Raw genomic sequence first — 18305 nt, forward strand, 5'->3', positions numbered from 1 at the left:
GTTACCTCGGGTTTTCGGGTGGGGGTTGTAGGCGGTCGGGGTCGCCGGTGGTTGGGGGCGGCGCGGGGGTGTTTTCGCTGAGGTTGAGGGCAGGTGTGGTGCTGTGCCCGAATTTGTCGGCGAGGAATTGCCCGTGCGCGATGAGTGCGTTGGCGTCTTCGCGGTAGACGGCGTCGAAGATGTTGTCCATGGTGGCGCCGAGCAGGTCGAGTTGGTCGATGAGCACCATGAGGGAGGTGCGGCCGTTGTCGACGGGGCGGGTGTCTGCGAATCGGCGGGGCAGGCGCAGGTAGCCGTTGACGGCGTCGGGGAGGTAGTCGGTGGCGGTAGCCATAACGTTGTACACGGTGGCTGATCCAGCCCCGAGGGCATCGAGACGGGGGAGGGTGTCGCGTACGGCAGTGGTTACTCGCAGTACACGCGCGGTGACGGGGGAGGGGACTTCACCCGTGTTCACGAGTGCTTCGGTGGCTTCTAGAGCTTCCCGGAGCCGGTCGTTGCTGGGCGGGCCGGGGTGTGTTTCTTCTGGGGTGGGAGTGTCTTTGCGGCCGAATAGGTCAGCGAACACAGGTGGTCACCTCCTTGGGACGGGTTTGTGCGGATGCCTGTGGTGTGCCTGGGGTTTCAGGGGCGGGGGTTGGGGCCGCCGATGTTCAGTGTGCCGTTGTTGTGGCGTTCGTCGACTTTTTTGGCGCGGTCGAGGTAAGCGCGGGATTTGCTGACTTCACCTTCGAGGGTGCCGATGGTGGTAGCCATGTTGTCGAGCGCTTCCAGTTTGAACTGGTCGATGGCGTCCATGGTTTGGTAGATGTTCGCGAACGCGGCCTGTAGCTGGGGTAGGCCGATGGTGGAGCTGGCTGCTTGTTGCTGGATGGTGACGGAGTTGTCGCGCAGCATCTCGGACGTTGATTGGATGAGGTTGGAGGTGGTGGTGTTGAGCGCGGTGATTTGTTCTAGGACGAGCTTTTGGTTGTTAAGGGCTTGGGCGACGATGATCGCGGTGCGCAGGGCTGAGACGGTGGTGGTGCTGGCCCGGTCGACACCTTTGATGAGTTCGAGATTGTTTTTGATGACGATGTCGATGGCCAGGTAGTTCTGGATTGACACGGCCAGCTGGGTGAGTAGGTCTTGGTGTTTCTGCCGGATATAGAAGAGAACGTCTTCACGCATCGCTTTGGCGCGTTCGGGGTCGCTGACATCTAGTTCGGTGATTTGAGCTGAGACTCGTGCGTCGAGTTGTTCTGCGACGTAAACGTACTGGTTAAGCTTGCCCATGGATTCCCAGAGCTGGTTTTTTTCGACGTTGAGGGCGGCGTTGTCTTTGAGTAGTTCGTCTTGGCCGCTGCGTAGGGAGTGCAGGATGCCGTCGATGTGTTTCTGGGCGGATTCGTAGCGGCGGAAGTAATCGGTGATTTTCCCGCCCATCGGAATGAATCCGAGAAGTTTTTTACCGACGGAGGCTTTGCCGGGGTCGAGGTCTTCAACGGTGCGGCGTAGCTCAAACAGGGTGTTGGAGACTTTGGATTCTTTGCTGATTTCGCCGTCGTTGAGTGCTTTGACGGGGGTTTGGAGTAGACGGTTGCTGGATTCGGCGGCGCGGCGGATGTCGGCGTCGCCCATGCCTCGTACTTCGGCAGCGCGGGATTCGAATTCGGGTGATTTAGTTGCTGCGGCGTCCAACCCGCGCATGAACTCGTTGACTTTGTCGTCCAGGGCGGGGATAGCGCTCTCGGGGACTGCGGGGGCCATTTTGGGAGCGGAGGTGGCGGCAACGGGTTGTGGCGGCGCAGGGGCTTCCAGTTTGAGGACGGGCTCCGGTGGCTGCAACGGCGTCGTCATGGTCCTCCCCTGTTCCGGGCCGGTGGCCCGTGCGTGATGGCGTGGTAGGTGGGCCTAGCCATGTGGCTGGTTGTGCCAGTAGTTCAGCGGCTCCGGTGACCCACCGGGTTCACGTACAACTGTTCCATATCGTTCCCGTGTTGTGCTGATGCTGGTGGGGGTGGAAATACCACGTACTGCTGGGCCGACACGCCGAGGCCCGGTAACTGTGAACATCTCACACACAGCTAGGGTTCGGGTGCAGTGTGGTTGTTAGGCAGTTGATCTCGCAGGAAGCGGTAAATAAATCGAGGGGGTTTGCTGACTCAGAGACTTCGGTCGGGTGCCGATAGGTGCGCGTATTCACGCGGGACGTCGGGTCCCCGGACGGGTCGGGAAGAGGTTGACATGATGGGCAGCTTCGGGCTTTCCCCTCTGATACGGGCCGCAGCGGTGCAGGTCGGTGCCCCGGTGACAGGTGACGTGCGATGGTTCGATGCCAGCCCAGCAGAGTTGCGCGGATTGACTGAAACCGACAAAGAGCTCATCTATGTGGCAACAAGTGAGAGTATTCCTGATGACATTCCTGAAGAAGGCTTGCGGGTCAGCTTCTATGTGCTGCAAATTGCGATGGATCGCCTGGCCGGTCCTTTAAAAAACGGCGAAGACATCAGCGTCGAATACGCCGAGCACATTCACACGATGTACGAAGAAGGATGCCCGGACGGAAATCCGTTCTCGGGGGATCTTCTCGATATGACGTTAGCGTTCTTAGTGGGCCGCGAGTTGGGGCGACTCGGTCCGGACCACATGAACGTCTGACGGCCGCGAGGCCGGGTGCCTGAGGGGGCGCCTGGCTGCCGCGGCGGCCGAGGCGCGGTGAGCGAGTGATGCGCTCACCGCGCCTCGTGCTGCTCCCGCAGGTTTGTATCGAGTCATCACCAAGCGACTTCACCTGCGCGCGGACAAAAATTCCGGACTAGTGCAGTCCGCGGCGGTATCGACGACATCCACCTGCCCACACGCCCGCTAGCGTGAGCAGGTGGATGTCGTCGGAGCCGTCATAGCAGGCGCAGCGCTCATCGTTGGCGTCGCCGTCGGCCGACTTTGGAAACCCCGCCGCCACCTGCACCCCGAACTGCCAGAACACCAAGTGCTCGCCCACGAAATCCGCACCCCCCTCTCCCTGGTCGAAGGCGCCACCGAACTGCTCGCCGAAACTCTCGACACAGAACAACTCACCCCCCAACAACGCAAACTTTTGGACACCATCCGCACCAACAGCGTCCGTGCTATCGGAGTAGCCGCCACCTTCCTCGTCTCCGCCCGCATGCACAGCGACGACTTCCGTCCAGACCTGCAACCCTGCGATGTACGCCTCCTACTACGCGAAACCGCTCAAGAACTGCGCGAAACCAGCGCCATTCCCATCGTCGTCGACGACCAAGGCGACCCACTGCACGTCCACGCAGACCCCGTACTTTTACGCCACGCGTTCTGGAACGTCATCAACAACGCCGCCCGCTACGCCGCTGAAACTAGCGACATCCGTGTCCACGCCCGCGCCGGCGAAAACAACGTCGTCATCACCGTCGCCGATCTCGGCCCCGGTATGAGCCGCCAACGCTGCCGCTCAGTCTTCGTACCCTTTGAGCAATACGAACCACGCGCCGGACTGCTCAGCGGAGCTGGCCTAGGCATGTCCATCACCCGCGACATCGTGAACGTCCACGGCGGACGCCTCCTCGTCGACTCCATCGCTCACCACGGCACATCCGTGCTTCTGACCCTGCCCCGGAGCCGTGCATGACACCAACACCCCGGTACGTACTCGCTATCGACGACGAACCCCAAGTCGCCCAAATCATCTCGTTCGCCCTCGAAAACGAAAACCTCGAAGTACTCACCGCCCACACCGCCCACGACGGCTGGTCACTATTCGAACGCCACGACTGCTGCCTAGTCATTCTCGACGTCATGCTCCCGGACTCCAACGGATACGACCTCTGCCGCCGCATCCGCAGCACCAAAGACATCCCCGTCATCATGCTCACCGCCCTAGGCGACACCGACGACCGCGTCACCGGCCTCGAAGCAGGCGCCGATGACCACCTCGCCAAACCCTTCTCACCCAAAGAACTCATCCTGCGCGTGCGAGCCATCATGCGCCGCTACGGACTAGCCACCACCCACACCGCCACCACCATCTGCTGCGGCCCCATCACCCTGGCCCCCGCCAGCCACGCCGTCCACGTCAACGGCACCCGCCTGGACGTCACCACCACCGAAAGCCGCCTACTCCAAGCACTCATCACCCGCCCAGAAGAAATCGTCCCCCTACGAGCCCTGCTCAACGAAGTATGGGAAACAAGCGCAACCCAAGGCGGACGCAACATGGTTAAATCCACCGCCTACCGACTCCGCCGCAAACTCGAAGCAGCTGGACTACCCGCCGAAATCATCACCGCCGTACGCGGAGCCGGATACGTCTTCACCCTCGAACCACTCACCCCTAACCCAACCCAAACTCGGTAACAAAACTGGCACCAACAGTTACCAACGCCCACTGCCGCCGTTACTCCCACAAGCGAAGAATCGTGACGTCACCCACGACCCGCACAAAGGAGTCCCCATGTTCACCTGGCTGCAGGCACCGCCGCCGGCCGCCCCACTCCCCACGGAGGCGGTTGCCTCCACGTACCGCCGCTACCGGTTCCAGGTGTTCATGGGGATTTTCCTCGGCTACGCCGGGTTCTACCTCATCCGTAACAACATCTCCACCATCGCGCCCCTCCTGCTCGACGAAGGCGGCGCCATCGACAAACCCGCCATCGGCATCATCGGCAACGCAGTACTCGTCAGCTACGGCCTGAGCAAATTCTTCAGCGCCATGATCTCCGACAGATCAAACGCCCGATACTTCCTACCCCTCGGGCTGGCCCTATCAGCACTCATGAACCTCGTCGTCGCGTTCGTGCCCTGGGTCACCGCCAGCGTCGGCCTCTTCGCCACCGTCATGTTCCTCAACGGCTGGTTCCAAGGCATGGGCTACCCACCCTGCGGACGCATCATCGTCCAATGGTTCAGCACCAGCGAACGCGGCTGGAAAGGCTCACTCTGGAACACCTCACACAACCTCGGCGCAGGCGTCCTACCCGTACTCGTTGGCATTGGCCTAGGAGCCAGCGGCAAAAACTGGCAAGGCGCCTACTGGCTACCAGCCCTCGTCGCCCTGGCCGTCGCTGCCGTGGCCTTCTTCCTCATCCACGACAACCCACCGGCAGTCGGCCTACCCCCCATCGACGAATACCGCAACGACCCGGCAAAAGTCTCAGACACCACCGCCGAAGGCACCGAACGCATCTCCACCAAAGAGCTCGTCGTCACCCACATCCTTCGCAGCCGCATCATCATGCTGCTCGCCATCGCTAACGTTTTCGTCTACGCCCTGCGCTACGGCGTCCTGCACTGGATCACCACCTACCTATCCGAACACCACCACATGAGCATCGGATCAGGACTCGTCGGCTTCGCAGCCTTCGAACTAGCCGGACTGCTCGGCACCATCCTGTGCGGCTGGGTCTCAGACAAACTCCTCGGCACCAACCGATCCGCCACCGTCTCACTCTTCATGCTCGGCGCCGCAGCCTCCACCGCCGCCTACTGGCTAGCCCCAGTCGGCACCCCAGCCTGGGTACTCCTACTCTTCATCTCCCTCATCGGTGGGTTCATCTATGGCCCCGTCGCCCTTATCGGCCTCCAAGCCCTAGACTTATCCCCACGCAACATCGCCGGAACCGCCGCCGGATTCACCGGACTATTCGGCTACCTCCTCGGCGCAACCCTGGCCTCCACCGGCGTTGGATTCCTCGTCAAATACGCAGGATGGGACGTTACCTTCATGACATTCCTGGCCTTCAACGTCCTGGTCCTAGCCATCTTCCAAGTGATCTGGCGCGAAGAAAAACGCCTCATGGCCGAACACACCGCCGCCACCACCGCTTAGCCTCATCGGCCACACCAATCACGGCGTGCAGGGAACAGCCCACAAGGCTCCCCTGCACGCCGTGATTGCTAAATTGACCGATCCAACTCACTGGGCCGGAAGGACAACAGTGCTCGCCAAATGGCTGCGCCTGGCCACCCTGTGCGCAGTGGCGGCCGTATCAATCATCTCCATGGGGCACACCCTCTTCCCGCCCCGCGCCGACCTGATCCTCATGTGCTCAAACGACACCCGCGTATGCGAGCAATGGCAAACCGGCCTCAAACGCGACCTCGGCCTCGACGTTCGATACGTCGCCCTACCCACCCAAGAAGCCCTCAAACGCCTCCAAACCAGCCACACACACCCCGAATTCGACCTCTGGGTAGGCGGTCCTTCCGAAAACTACCGATACGCAGCCGCCCAAGGCCTCCTCCTACCCAGCACACCCCCACACGCCAGCGACCTACCCCCACAATTCCGCGACCAACACGGCCGCTGGTTCGGCGTATACGCCTCCGTCCTAGCCTTCTGCTCCGACCCCGACGCCCTCACCAAACTCCATGCCCCCACCCCGCACTCCTGGAAAGAACTCACCGCACCGCGCCGACCAGGCTGGATATCCATGCCTTCACCACTTTCCTCCGGCACCGGGTACGCAACACTGCTCACCCTCGACGCCGCAGGACTCTCCCGCACCGACATCACCCACCTACTCGGCAACGTCGAACGCTTCACCCGAGCAGGCAATGCACCCAGCGACATCGTCGCCCGCGGTGAAGCCGCCGTCGCCATCTCCTACGAGCCCTACTGCCACGGCAAAACCACCCGCACCGGCCGCCCCCTGACCATCACCCACCCCCGCGAAGGAACCAGCTACGAAATCGCCTCCGGCGGCGTCCTGACCGGAACCACCCACAAGACCCACGCCACCGCCGCCATGAACTGGCTCCTGTCACCCACCGGCCAACAAGCCGCACGCCAAGCTGGACTCGACCAAGCCCCCGTCAGCCAAGTAGCCCCCGGTCACATCGGACAACGCCTAACAACATCCCACCTACCCCTACTCACCCTGGACCCCAAACGCGCCGAAACCACTCGATCAGCCTGGATGGACTGGATCGCCAAACAAGTCTGGCCATGACACGAACCACCTACACTGCCCTGACCCTCACCGCCCTGACCGCCATCATCCTCACTATCACCGCCACCACCTCACCAACACGCCCCACCTGGTGGCCCATCCTCACCGCCCTGCTCGTATGCGCAGCAGCCTCCATCGCAGCCTGCGCCATCGGCGCTACCACTGCCATCTGCGCAACCATGCTCTCCAGCCGCGCCCAAACCCTCCTAGACGCCCTCTTCCTCTTCCAACTCACCGTCCCCCCATTCATCATCGGATCCCTCCTCAAACTGATCCTCGGCCGCACCAGCCCCCTAACGCACCTGTTACCCACCACCGAATTCACTGGCCCCACAGCCCTCATCCTCACCTACGCCATCGCCCTAACCCCACCAGCACACTTCGGCATTCGCGTAGCCCTACGCGGCATCACCGCCTCACACATCGACGCCGCCCGCGTCGCTGGCCTCTACGGACCACACCTACTCAAAATCGTTCTCGGGCACCGCCTTGCCCTAGCCACCCCATGCCTCATCGCCTTCCTGTTCTCCATCGCCATGTCCGACCCCGTCACCCCCACCCTCGTCGCCCCACGCCTACCCTTCGCCGCCAGTGAAATCTGGTTCCGCGCCCACGCCTTCGACCAAGCACACCTCGAAGCAGGCCAAGCCCTCCTCCTGGTCATCCCACACATCTGCGTCCTGGCCGCAGCGCTATGCACCTGCCGCCACCTACTCCTACGCAACCCAGAACTCCCCGAATCATTCCGCCTACACACCACCACCGCCGACTGGTCCCGCCCCGTGGGATCACACACCTGGATCCCCACCACCATCGTCACTATCGCCGCAACAACCAGCGCCACCCTCATCACCATCATGATCCTCATCGGTAGCCAATCCCGCGGCGGCCCAGCCATCACCGAAGTCGTCATCAACACAATGGGACTGGCCTTCCTCGTCCTCGCCCTCGCCCTCGCCCTCGCCTCACTTGCTCTCCACATCCGAAAACACCTCGGCCGCGCCTGGGGAAGGCACGCACGCCGCACCATCGACGCCTTCTTCCTCACCCTGCTCACCCTGCCCGGCGCAACAATCGGCACCGGCCTACGCCTAAGCATCCACACCCCCAACCCAACCCTCGGCAACTACACCGACACCCGCTTGGCCGGACTCCTCCTAGCCTGCCTACCCGCAGCCCTTGCCCTGACATACCTCCTCACCGTCATCATCGGCCCCGTACTCTCCCGAGACGACTACGAAATCGCACTCCTACAAGGCGTACGACCACTGGCTGCATTCATCGAAGTCGTCCTCCCCAGATCAACCAACATCGTCATCTGCGGCTTCCTCGTCGTCTTCTCCCAATGCGCCGCACTCGCAGCCCCCCTGCTGTGGGTAAGCCCACCAGACACCCCCCTAGTCATGCTGCGCCTGTTCAAACTCCTCGACGCCGCCGACTACCCCGACGCCTTCCGCATCTCAGCCACCGTCTCCATACTCGTAGCCACCCTCGCAGCAGCAATGCGCGCCACAATCCAACCCCACACCCCAACCCGCCCCAAAGGACGCCGATGACTCACCCCAACCACGACGTCCACGCCGGTGTCTCCATCCGCGGGCTCAACGTCCACACCGGAACAACACCACTACTGCACGACATCAACCTCGACGCCGAACCCGGCGAAATCGTCGTCATCCTCGGACGCTCCGGCGCCGGAAAATCAACACTCCTACGCGCCCTCAGCGGCCTGACCCCCGCCACCGGCTCCGTACGAATCGACGGCCGCGAAGTCAACGCACTACCACCACACCGCCGCCCCATCGCCATGATGCTCGACACCCCCTCTCTGTTCACCCACATGACCGTCCGCGACAACATCCGCCTCTCTCGCAGCCGACGCCTACGCACTGAACACAGCGTCGACGTAGCCATGCTCTCCCTCGGCATCGACCACCTAGCCAACCGGCACCCACACCGCCTATCCACCGGCCAACAACAAAAAGTCGCCCTCGCCCGCGCACTCGTACGCGTGCCCACTGTCCTATGCCTCGACGAACCACTCGCCCACGTCGACACCTACGCATCCGGACAACTCAAAGCCGAAATCATCCACACACACCGACGCCTCGGATGCACAACCTTCTACGTCACCCACGACCTCGACGAAGCCTTCTCCGTCGCAGACCAAATGGTCTACCTCAGCGGCGGACGCATCATGCAAATAGGAACCCCCGCAGACCTACGCGAACGTCCCTCCACACTCGAAGTCGCCCGACACCTGCGAGCAAGCATCTTCTTACCTGCACACGGCACCATCACCCACGACCGATTCGGCGCCGCCACCGCACACGTATGCCTACTAGGCCAACACCTCAACGTCCCCGCCTGCGACACCCTCACCCCCGGCGCCCACGACCTCGTCGTCATCGGATACCCAGACAGCGCAACCGCCGAACCCACCGGTCGCCGAGCACGCCAACTCCTTGGCGCACTAGGACAAGTAACAGACAACATCTACATGGGCGCCTTCCACCACGTAGACGTCGAAACCATCGCCGGACGCATCACCGTCCACACCCAACCCGACTCCGACGCCGCCATGACAGCAGCCGGCGACGAAGTCGAAATCAACCTCGACGCCACCCGACTGTGGGCCTTACCAGCCGAAACCGCCGCCCCACGACTCCCATCCAGCTAACCCCACTTCACTGCGTCATACGATGCAAAAGCGCATCAAAAAACTCCTCACACGCAGCAAGCTGAGAAACCTCAATCCACTCATCAGGCGTGTGCGCCTGCGCAATATCCCCCGGACCACACACAACCGCATCAGCACCCAACCCAGCAAACAACCCTGCCTCAGTGCCATACGTGACCTTGGGGCCAGGAACAACACCACCACACCCCCGCGCATACTCAGCAGCAACCCCACGTGGATCACTATCCAAAGCCGGCACCATCGCAAGAACCTCCACCTCCACATCCGCATCCGGATGCTCATGATTCATTCGCGCCCCGATACGCGCTGCCTCCGCCTTCACCTCACTGATCACCACTTCCGGGGAAATCTCCGGCAAACTACGAAACTCGAAAGTGATGAGGCACTCACCCGGAACAATGTTGCGCGCAGTACCACCAGCCAACATGTTCACCGACAACGTCGTGTGCGGAACCACATACGCATCATCAAACGGACCGTTACGCACCCAAGCATCAGCCAAACCCCGCAAATACAGCACAAGCTCAGCAGCATGCTCGATAGCGTTCACCCCCGCAGAAGGCAACGACGAATGCGCTGGCACTCCACGAAAGCGCACCTGCACCACACTCATCGACTTATGCGCCGTCACCACCTGCATACGTGTGGGCTCACCGACAAACACCACCCTAGGCACCAACCCCGCCCCAGGCAGCTGAGTAACTAAATGCTCAGCCCCCAAACACGCCAACTCCTCGTCATAAGTCAACGCCACATGGAAAGGCTCATTCAGCGACGCCGCCGCGAACCGAGGAAGCGCCTCTAACACCACACCGATATAGCCCTTCATGTCGCACACGCCACGCCCATACAAACGCCCATCAGCCACCCGCACCGTGAACGGATCACAACTCCACGCTTGCCCGTCCACAGGCACCGTATCTGTGTGTCCAGAAACCATCACTCCACCATCGGTGCGGCCGTATCGGTCCGGCACCGTCACCACCACGTTGGCTTTCTCCTGCGCGGGAGCAGGGAAAATACGCGGAGTTAGGCCTAGGCGTTCGCATTCAGTGACGACAGCGGTGATGAGTTCGAGGTTGCTGTTTCGGCTAGTGGTGTCGTAGGAGACGAGGCGGCGAATCCAGTCCAGGCAGCGCAGCTTTGGTTCGGCGAAGGAGTCGGTGAGTTGCCGATGACCCGGTTGCTCTGCGAAGGAAGGTGATTCGCTCATGCACACGTGTATACCCGATGCGTGTCAGCAAGTTTGAAATGCGCGCCACACGGACATTAGTAGATGTATTTGTTTGAAGCTTAACGATTTTCGTAATTTCCTGACGTGAATCAGTTTTATGCATCGCGTATATCTGTTGAAAAAAATCACCTGAGTTTATTCAGAGAAACAGATACACATCTGTTGCACCGCCCCTGACCAGCAAATAAGGTGAGGCTCACTTAATGCCGGGCTACATGTTCCGGCCTGTGTTGTGTCGGAGGAATCCCGTGTCTGCAGTTGCTGAACAGCTGTCCCGGCGTACTTTATCTATCCCAAAATCCGCGAAATCCGCTGAAAGAGAAGTGGGTTCAGCACCCACAACAGTGCAGCCGCTCCGTGGGTTGCCCCTAGGAGCCACCGCCCACATCACAGGATTCAGCAACTCACTGGCACCCCAAGTAGCCCGCCGTCTCCTCGACCTCGGATTTACCCCCGGCCTAGACATCACCCCTGTTCGCTGCGCCCCCCTGCATGACCCTGTCATCTACCGAGTTGGGGGAATAGAGATAGCGCTGCGCGCTCGTGAATCAGTCGCCATTCTGATCGACACCGCTTCCAGCACGGCGGCCCAGGCATGAAAAGCCACTGCGAAAAAACCCCACACAACACACCCGCCGCTGAAGCAAACGCGACCCGCATCGCCCTTATCGGCGCTCCCAACTCGGGAAAAACCACCCTATTTAACGCACTTACAGGACTACACGCCAAAACAGGTAACTATCCAGGCGTCACCGTTGCTAAATACGAAGGCACTGTCCGAGGCCTTGGACGCACCGTCGTTATCGAAGACCTTCCTGGCACGTACTCGCTCGATCCGATCAGCCCAGATGAACAAATTGTCTCTCAGGTTCTGGACCCAGCAGACACCACGATTGCTACCCCCGATGCACTACTAGTCATTCTGGATGCCACGACGCTGCGCCGTTCTCTTGGACTGCTCGCACAAGCAATGGCTACTGGCCTACCAGTTACAGCTGTGGTGACCTTTACTGACGAGGTCCAGCGTCGCAACGGAAACCTCAACATCGACGACTTACAACGCGCCCTGGGGATTCCGGCGGTAGCTGTCGTTGCTGGTGGTAACGGCATTAAAAAGCTGCGCACGCACTTAGAAAATCCCACTGCTTGGGTTCTCCCGTCCTTACCGCCGCCGTTGGAGCCTTCCGAAGGTGCTTCCTGGGCAGAGTCAGTCCTAAATGCCTGCGGCTACCACGCCCCGGAACAAGATGTACGAACCCGCCGCATCGATGCACTGCTGCTGCACCCCATCTTGGGAACACTCGTGTTCGCCACGGTGATGTTCTCCTTCTTCCAGGTCATTTTTTCTGTGGCTACACCTTTGCAAGACATAGTTGAAGAGGCCTTCGGCGTGATGGGGGAGTGGGCTGGAACCCATATCTCATCACCATGGTTTGCCTCGTTTGTCAAAGACGCTTTGATCGGTGGGGTTGGTGGTGTGGCAGTTTTCTTGCCACAAATTGCTCTGCTCTTTCTTATGGTGTCGATCCTTGAATCGGTTGGATACTTATCTCGGGCCGCGTTCCTCATGGACCGTCTCATGGCTCGTACTGGCCTAGAAGGGCGAGCTTTTGTAGCTCTGTTGAGTTCTTTTGCCTGCGCGATCCCCGGAATGATGGCCACCCGTACGCTGCCCAGTGCGCGAGATCGCATCGCGACCATGATGGTGGCCCCGCTTATGACGTGTTCAGCACGGCTTCCGGTTTATGTGTTGCTGATCGGAATGCTCGTTCCTGATGACAGCAGAGTGGGTCCTTTCGGCATGCAGGGCCTGGTCATGTTTGCTTTGTATGTGTTGGGTGCAGTTTCAGCGATGCTTGCCGCGTTCGTCATTCAAAAGCTCACCGGCCGTGATGAGCCTGTCTTGCCGTTCTATATGGAGATTCCGCCGTATCGGGTTCCGAAGCTGAGCACGGTTGCGTTGGCGGTGTGGGAGGCGTGCGCGGCATTCGTGCGGAAAGTGACCACAGTGATTTTGGCGGTCACGATCGTGCTGTGGTTGCTGCTTAATCTTCCGGTTCGTGGCTTGCTGGAGATGCAGTCCGCTGGTGTTGACATCAGCGATGAGGCTGCAGTGTCGCAGTACACGTTGGATCACTCTGCTGCGGCCACGGTTGGTAAGGCAATTGAGCCTGTTTTCGCACCGCTGGGCTTTGACTGGCGGATCAATGTGGGTGTGGTGGCTTCTTTGGCTGCGCGGGAAGTGTTCGTGGCGACGTTGGGGCAGATCGCTGCTGCTTCAGATCCGGAAGAACCCGCGACTGCTTTGGAGCGGATGACTGTTTCGCAGGTGGACAGAGCCACGGGGAAAACGGTGGAACGCCGGTTGTTCGATGCTCCGACAACAGCAGCTCTCCTGGTGTTTTTTGTGTACGCGTTGCAATGCATGTCCACGGTGGTGGTGATGCGTCGTGAATCCAACACCTGGAAGTGGCCAGTGATTGCGTTTGGGTACATGTTTGTGCTCGCGTGGGTGGCGGCGTTCATCACACGGTCTGTGGTGGGGGTGTTCGTGTGACGGGGCAGGTCAAGCTGGTTCCGATGCATCCAGAGGCGACTGCAGATCCGGATGTGTTGCGCTGGATAGTCCCTGTGGGTGTGCTTCCGTTCGTGGGGTTAGTGGCTGCAGCTCCGGGGCTCTTGCAAGAGCGTGTGGCTCGCGGGCAAGTAGAGATTGAGTTGCGTCCTACTGCGATGGTGGTGCGTCTTGTGCCCCCGGCCTCCTGGCGTAGTGAGGGTGCTGCGGTGCGTTCAGAGCTTGCTGCGGCGTTACATGACCCTTCTGGGTGGGTGATGGCGCAGGAGTCAGGTGGGGTGTCGAGTAGCCCGAGCGCTGTTCTTGATGATGAGCTTGCTCATGCTGTGCGTGAGGCGATTGCGGGGCGGGCTGGTGAGTATGTGCGTTCTCATGGTGGCCAGGTGGAGCTCGTCGATGTCGTTGGGGGAGAGGTGTTGTTGCGGTTGAGTGGAGCGTGTGGTCAGTGTGCTGCTTCGACGTTCACTTTGCAGCGACATTTTGAGGCTGAGTTGAGGGCGGTGGCGCCGGGGGTAGTGCGGGTGCGTCAGGTGTTGTGAGGAGTTTTTTTGGGGGTGGGTTTAGGGGTTTTGGTTGGTGTTGCCGATGGGGTGTGAAACAACGCGGCGTCGTTGTGCGTAGTTATTCCGTGCCTGTCGTGGTGATGGGTTGTTTGGTGTGTGGCCCTGTTGTAGGTGGGGTGGCGTGCCGAGCACGTGAGTGTGGCGTGATGTGCGCAGCATTCTCGACACACTGGTCGGCTCAGGCTCTGCGTTCGTCGGTGGGGTGGGCCTACGCTTTCGAGTTGTGGGGATGAGCCCGCGCAGGCTCTAGAGGGAAAGGCGCCAGGATGGCGGATGAGACGTTGGGTCGTAAGTTACGTGCCGGTCGGGCACGCTCTGGTGCTGCGCCTGCGTGGGTGGATGCGTTGCGTGAGATTCCTCGGGAGGGGATGCATGGTGGGCCGGTGCCGAGGGGGTTGAAGATTGCCGCGGCGTGGTCGTGGCGGTTGCTGCTTATTGGTGCGTTGGTATTTCTTGTTGTTAAGACGTTGTCATTGGTTCCGCTGGTGACGATTCCGTTTGTGTGTGCCTTGTTGCTGGCGGCGGTGTTGACGCCGGTGCAGCGGTGGTTGCATGAGTCGTTGCGGGTGCCACATACGTTGGCAGCTTTTTTGGCGGTGCTTATTGGGGTGACGTCGATTGGCGTGGTTTTCACGTTCGTGGTGGGGCAGATTCGTAGCAATGCGCCGGTGTTGGCGGATGGGTTTATTACGTTCGTTAATGATGCGGCGTGGTGGGCGCAGCATGGGCCGTTGAAGGTGGATAGGGCTCAGGTTGATCGGTTGTCGGCTGAGCTTGTGGCGTTGCTTTCGCGTAATCAAGAGGTGTTGTTGAGTGGGGCGTTGGCGACGTTGTCGACGGTGGGGCATTTGGTTGCTGGTGGTTTGTTGTTGCTGCTGTCGACGTTTTTTATGTTGCGTGACGGTGAGTTGTTGTGGGGTTGGGTGTTGTCGTTGTTGCCGGCGCGGGCGCGGCGTCGGGCTGATGTGGTGGGGCGTATGGGGTGGCATACGGTAGGTGGGTTTATGCGGGGGCAGACGATTATTGCGTTCCTGCACGCGAGCACGCTTTTTATTGTGTTGATTCTGTTGGATGTGCCGATGGCGTTGGCGTTGTCGGTGTTGATTTTTTTGGGGTCGTATGTGCCGTTGGTGGGCATGACGGTGGCCGGGGTTTTGTGTGTGCTGGTGGGGTTGGTTGAGGGTGGTGTGGGGGCTGCTGTTGTTTTGGCGCTGGTCATTGTGGTGTTGGTGCAGTTGGAGGCGCATTTGTTGCAGCCGTTGATCATGGCCCATCACGTGGAGGTGCATCCGTTGGCGGTGGCGATGGCTGTGTTGGCGGGGACGAGTTTGGGTGGGATTGCTGGGGCGTTGTTTGCTGTGCCGTTGGTGGCGTTTGCGAATGTGACGATGCGGGCGTTGGCGCAGACGCGTTCGGATGAGGCTGGTTTGGTTGGTGAAGCTGGGGGTGTAGCTGAACGGCCCACTCCTGCAGGAGAGGGGTCCTGAGGGTGGGCCGTTGGGGGTGGGGCGTGGTTGGTTTAGGCGGTGGTGATGGAGACTTTGCGGACGCCGGCGGCGGCGCGGGCGACGGCGAGGGCTTGTTGTGCTTCTTCGGCGTTGCCGTTGCCGGTGAGGGTGACGATGCCGCGCTGGACGGTGGGGTGCCAGTCGTAGAGGCCTTCGTCGGCGAGGTCGGCGGTGAGGTCGTTGAGGAGTTCTTCGTCGGGGCGGAAGAGGGCTTCGATGACGTCGCTGCGGCTGACGATGCCGATGATGCGCTCGTTGCGTAGTACGGGTACGGAGCGGATGTTGCGGGTGGAGACGTGGGCGGCGATGTGGGCGACGTCTTCGTCTTCGTAGGTGGTGAGGACGTCGGTGGTCATGAGGGGGTCGATGATTTCGGTTTGGGTGATGTCGGAGATTTCGGCGAGTTTTTCGTGGGGTTGCTCGCCCATGTCTTCGGCGCGGTTGGGCATGATTGCGCGTAGTAGGTCTAGCTCGCTGATGATGCCGCATAGTGCGCCTGTTTCGTCGATGACGGGTAGGGCGGTGACGTGGTGGGTGGCGAGCAGCTCCAGTGCGTCTTGGAGGCTGGCGCCGCGTTGCACGGTGATAGCGGGGGCGGACATGATCTCGCGAACGCGCATGGTGTCTCCTCGGTGAATCGTTTTGTTGTGTCTAGTTTTTCATCATGTCGTGGTGGGGTTGTGTGTGTTTGGTGGGTTGAGGGTGATTTGGCAGGGGCGACCAGTCATGCCGGGCCGGGTGGGAAGGTTGCGGACGGCTTCTGCCGAGTTGGGGTGTAGCGGGAGGGGCAGTTCGGAGACCCACTTGATACTCCTGGAGCGCTGCGTAGAAGGTCCCGTTGAGCCGCGCAGCTTGCTCTTGGAGGTTGTTCAGGCTGAGCTCTATTCCCCTGGGCCGTGAATTCGTCTCGTCGGCGGCGGCCACGAGAACGCGCTGCGCCTGCGCACTGTATGCCTGAAATTGCATGACTGATGATGACCGGAAGCAGCGTCATCACCACCACTTGGCCCAGGAGCAGGCAGTCGATGAAGAGGAAGACGGGGGGATCACCTGTGGTGTCGGGCCGGATCGGAGCTGGCTCGAACACCTTGAATAGTGCACCGGCAAAGGACAACACCATCGGAATGAGGACGCCGCGCAGAAGGATGGATGTGAGACCGTTTTAGCGACCAGGGTGCTCATCCAGGAGGGTTGGTTGAGATGTGGTGTTTTGGTCATTAGGTGGTTGGTGGGTGTGGTTGGGCGGTGGTGGTGGGTGATGATGGGCGCGTCAGGTTCGGGGCGAGTGTCTCGGGCGTCGTGATGTTGTGTCGTGGTGAGGATGTGGTTGTGGTGTCTTCGGAGCAGTCTGTTGGTGGGTGTGGTGGGGCGTGTGCGTGTGGTTCGGGTGGGTGTGGTGAAGGCGGCCGGGTTCCGGAGTTGGATGCGCGTCCTATTGATGCGGCGATTCGGCAGGCAGCGATTTTGGGTGTGGTGATGGGGTTGGCGTTGGGATCGAAGGTAGCGGTGGTGACTGATGAGCGTCCTGAGTTGATTCTCATGTTGATTGAGCAGCAGGTGCCGGGGCAGTACGAGATTGAGTCGGTGGACTCTGATGGGCAGTGTCGGACGGTTTTTGCGCGGATTGTGTGAGTGTGTCGGCTAGTGGCGTATGGGGGCGTGTTCCGATGCATACGTTGAGTTAGGCGGCCTAGAGTGGGTTTTATTGTCCCGTCGGGGGTATTGCCTTATTTGGTTGTGAGTGGTGGCGATCTCTGGCGGGCGTTTGCCTATGTCGGTCGATCAGCGAGGTTGTTATGCAGTTTCCCCGGATGCGACGAGTAGGAGTTGCTGGTGTAGCGGCAGCGTTGTTGGTGATAGCTGCGTGTTCTGGTGCTGGTGATGCGGCTATATCTGGTAAGTCGGGTGGGAATGATGCGGCGCAGGCTGCTGATGGTGGGAAGAAGAAAGAGTTACCGATGGGTGGGACAAAGTTGTTCCCGGATTATCGGATTGTGGGTTTTGCTGGGTCGGAGGGGACTGGTCCAGTGTTGGGGAAGTTGGGTGTGGGGAATATGGATGACCGCATGAAAGAGGTCGTCGATATTACGAAGAGTTATCAGAAGAACGTGAAAAAAGTTCTTCCGGTGGGTGAGTTTATTGCGACGATTGTGCACGGTAAGCCCGGGGAAGACGGCATGTATCGAGGGCGCGCGTCGGAGCAGCAGGTGCAGAAGCATTTGGATGCTGTGCGGAAGGTGAATGGCATTCTTTTGTTGGCTATTCAGCCGGGCCGTTCGGATTTTGTGACGGAAACTAAATATTACGAAAAGTTTTTGAAGGAACCTGATGTCGGGGTGGCTTTAGACCCGGAATGGCGGATGGGCCCTGGGGAAATCCCGATGAAAACTTTTGGCCATGTGAGCGGTCAGGAATTGGATGATACGGCCGCTTATCTTGAGAAACTGGTGAAAGATAACAATCTTCCGGAAAAGGTGATGCTGTATCACCAGTTGCGTGCAGATATTGTCCGCGAAACTGGGCCAATGAAGCCTCGTGATGGTGTCGTGCAAATGGTTTCGGTTGACGGTATTGGTTCTCCGGATATGAAGATCGCGACATGGAATTCCATCATGCGTATGAAGCCCAAGCATGTGTACCCGGGGTTCAAGTTGTTTTACCAAGAAGACGCTACGTTCGGGCCAATCATGAAGCCGGAGGCGGTTTTGGGACTGACTCCCTCACCGTTCTACGTCCTGTACGAATGATGTCGTACAGAGTTTGACGTTCTAAAAGAG

Annotated in this window: 17 protein-coding genes; 13 read left to right on the forward strand and 4 right to left on the reverse strand. The window is 60.1% G+C overall.

The genetic code is table 11. The annotated features are described in order from the left end of the window. Position 1: 1 nt before the first annotated feature. Both AC2T9U_RS01400 and AC2T9U_RS01405 read right to left on the reverse strand, forming a co-directional pair. Positions 2-568: a hypothetical protein gene (locus AC2T9U_RS01400; protein WP_493696389.1), complete on the reverse strand. Its 567-nt coding sequence runs from the start codon at positions 566-568 to the stop codon at positions 2-4. A gap of 56 nt (positions 569-624) precedes the next feature. Beyond that, positions 625-1839 carry a toxic anion resistance protein gene (locus tag AC2T9U_RS01405; protein ID WP_115031507.1) on the reverse strand — a complete coding sequence of 405 codons (1215 nt, stop codon included), beginning with the start codon at positions 1837-1839 and terminating at the stop codon, positions 625-627. Positions 1840-2226: 387 nt separating this feature from the next. On the opposite strand from AC2T9U_RS01405, the gene AC2T9U_RS01410 reads away from it, so the two are divergent. From AC2T9U_RS01410 to AC2T9U_RS01440, 7 genes are all read left to right on the forward strand, one after another. Beyond that, positions 2227-2640 (forward strand): hypothetical protein, encoded by a 414-nt coding sequence (locus tag AC2T9U_RS01410; RefSeq protein ID WP_493696390.1) that lies wholly within the window; start codon positions 2227-2229, stop codon positions 2638-2640. A 220-nt stretch (positions 2641-2860) separates the two neighbouring features. Further along, entirely contained in the window at positions 2861-3628 is a 768-nt protein-coding gene (locus AC2T9U_RS01415) for a sensor histidine kinase (RefSeq protein ID WP_493696391.1), read from the forward strand. Next, the gene (locus AC2T9U_RS01420) at positions 3625-4353 is read left to right on the forward strand and encodes a response regulator transcription factor (RefSeq protein ID WP_493696392.1); all 729 of its coding nucleotides are present in this window, start codon (positions 3625-3627) and stop codon (positions 4351-4353) included. Before AC2T9U_RS01415 ends, AC2T9U_RS01420 begins: the two co-directional genes overlap by 4 nt. 97 nt (positions 4354-4450) lie before the next feature. Next, on the forward strand, positions 4451-5824 hold the full coding sequence (locus AC2T9U_RS01425; RefSeq protein WP_493696393.1) for an MFS transporter: 1374 nt from the start codon (positions 4451-4453) through the stop codon (positions 5822-5824). 25 nt (positions 5825-5849) lie between these two features. Then, complete coding sequence (locus AC2T9U_RS01430; protein WP_493696394.1) at positions 5850-6947, forward strand: extracellular solute-binding protein; 1098 nt, start codon at positions 5850-5852, stop codon at positions 6945-6947. Next, positions 6944-8503 carry a hypothetical protein gene (locus AC2T9U_RS01435; protein ID WP_493696395.1) on the forward strand — a complete coding sequence of 520 codons (1560 nt, stop codon included), beginning with the start codon at positions 6944-6946 and terminating at the stop codon, positions 8501-8503. The genes AC2T9U_RS01430 and AC2T9U_RS01435 overlap by 4 nt, the downstream gene beginning before the upstream one ends. Continuing rightward, entirely contained in the window at positions 8500-9627 is a 1128-nt protein-coding gene (locus AC2T9U_RS01440) for an ABC transporter ATP-binding protein (RefSeq protein ID WP_208303952.1), read from the forward strand. Before AC2T9U_RS01435 ends, AC2T9U_RS01440 begins: the two co-directional genes overlap by 4 nt. A 7-nt stretch (positions 9628-9634) precedes the next feature. Here AC2T9U_RS01440 and argE read toward each other — a convergent pair whose 3' ends face one another. After that, positions 9635-10861, reverse strand: a complete 1227-nt coding sequence (gene argE / locus AC2T9U_RS01445; RefSeq protein ID WP_115031472.1) for an acetylornithine deacetylase — start codon at positions 10859-10861, stop codon at positions 9635-9637. 269 nt (positions 10862-11130) lie between these two features. Between argE and AC2T9U_RS01450 the strand changes: the two genes are divergently transcribed. From AC2T9U_RS01450 to AC2T9U_RS01465, 4 genes are all read left to right on the forward strand, one after another. After that, positions 11131-11481 carry a FeoA family protein gene (locus AC2T9U_RS01450; protein WP_493696396.1) on the forward strand — a complete coding sequence of 117 codons (351 nt, stop codon included), beginning with the start codon at positions 11131-11133 and terminating at the stop codon, positions 11479-11481. Then, positions 11478-13439: a ferrous iron transporter B gene (gene feoB, locus AC2T9U_RS01455; protein ID WP_493696397.1), complete on the forward strand. Its 1962-nt coding sequence runs from the start codon at positions 11478-11480 to the stop codon at positions 13437-13439. The genes AC2T9U_RS01450 and feoB overlap by 4 nt, the downstream gene beginning before the upstream one ends. Continuing rightward, the gene (locus AC2T9U_RS01460; RefSeq protein WP_115031469.1) at positions 13436-13996 is read left to right on the forward strand and encodes a NifU family protein; all 561 of its coding nucleotides are present in this window, start codon (positions 13436-13438) and stop codon (positions 13994-13996) included. Before feoB ends, AC2T9U_RS01460 begins: the two co-directional genes overlap by 4 nt. Positions 13997-14286: 290 nt before the next feature. Next, positions 14287-15507, forward strand: a complete 1221-nt coding sequence (locus tag AC2T9U_RS01465) for an AI-2E family transporter (RefSeq protein WP_493696398.1) — start codon at positions 14287-14289, stop codon at positions 15505-15507. 32 nt (positions 15508-15539) lie between these two features. Here the strand turns inward: AC2T9U_RS01465 and AC2T9U_RS01470 are convergent, their stop codons facing one another. Beyond that, positions 15540-16148, reverse strand: coding sequence for a CBS domain-containing protein (locus AC2T9U_RS01470; protein ID WP_115031465.1), 609 nt, complete (start codon positions 16146-16148; stop codon positions 15540-15542). 631 nt (positions 16149-16779) lie between these two features. Between AC2T9U_RS01470 and AC2T9U_RS01475 the strand changes: the two genes are divergently transcribed. Both AC2T9U_RS01475 and AC2T9U_RS01480 read left to right on the forward strand, forming a co-directional pair. Beyond that, positions 16780-17160, forward strand: a complete 381-nt coding sequence (locus AC2T9U_RS01475) for a DUF2249 domain-containing protein (protein ID WP_493696399.1) — start codon at positions 16780-16782, stop codon at positions 17158-17160. Between the two features lie 164 nt (positions 17161-17324). Continuing rightward, positions 17325-18275 carry a hypothetical protein gene (locus AC2T9U_RS01480; RefSeq protein ID WP_243888775.1) on the forward strand — a complete coding sequence of 317 codons (951 nt, stop codon included), beginning with the start codon at positions 17325-17327 and terminating at the stop codon, positions 18273-18275. The last annotated feature ends 30 nt before the right edge of the window (positions 18276-18305 follow it).

It is taken from the genome of Dermatophilus sp. B7861-1, from assembly GCF_058996045.1.

What these genes read in the sequence shown, in the direction of transcription:
- AC2T9U_RS01405 (WP_115031507.1), bottom strand. Translation starts at nt 1,839, where the DNA reads ATGACGACGCCGTTGCAGCCACCGGAGCCCGTCCTCAAACTGGAAGCC.
- argE (WP_115031472.1), bottom strand. Translation starts at nt 10,861, where the DNA reads ATGAGCGAATCACCTTCCTTCGCAGAGCAACCGGGTCATCGGCAACTC.
- AC2T9U_RS01470 (WP_115031465.1), bottom strand. Translation starts at nt 16,148, where the DNA reads ATGCGCGTTCGCGAGATCATGTCCGCCCCCGCTATCACCGTGCAACGC.
- AC2T9U_RS01465 (WP_493696398.1), top strand. Translation starts at nt 14,287, where the DNA reads ATGGCGGATGAGACGTTGGGTCGTAAGTTACGTGCCGGTCGGGCACGC.
- feoB (WP_493696397.1), top strand. Translation starts at nt 11,478, where the DNA reads ATGAAAAGCCACTGCGAAAAAACCCCACACAACACACCCGCCGCTGAA.
- AC2T9U_RS01480 (WP_243888775.1), top strand. Translation starts at nt 17,325, where the DNA reads ATGCAGTTTCCCCGGATGCGACGAGTAGGAGTTGCTGGTGTAGCGGCA.
- AC2T9U_RS01420 (WP_493696392.1), top strand. Translation starts at nt 3,625, where the DNA reads ATGACACCAACACCCCGGTACGTACTCGCTATCGACGACGAACCCCAA.
- AC2T9U_RS01435 (WP_493696395.1), top strand. Translation starts at nt 6,944, where the DNA reads ATGACACGAACCACCTACACTGCCCTGACCCTCACCGCCCTGACCGCC.
- AC2T9U_RS01425 (WP_493696393.1), top strand. Translation starts at nt 4,451, where the DNA reads ATGTTCACCTGGCTGCAGGCACCGCCGCCGGCCGCCCCACTCCCCACG.
- AC2T9U_RS01410 (WP_493696390.1), top strand. Translation starts at nt 2,227, where the DNA reads ATGATGGGCAGCTTCGGGCTTTCCCCTCTGATACGGGCCGCAGCGGTG.
- AC2T9U_RS01440 (WP_208303952.1), top strand. Translation starts at nt 8,500, where the DNA reads ATGACTCACCCCAACCACGACGTCCACGCCGGTGTCTCCATCCGCGGG.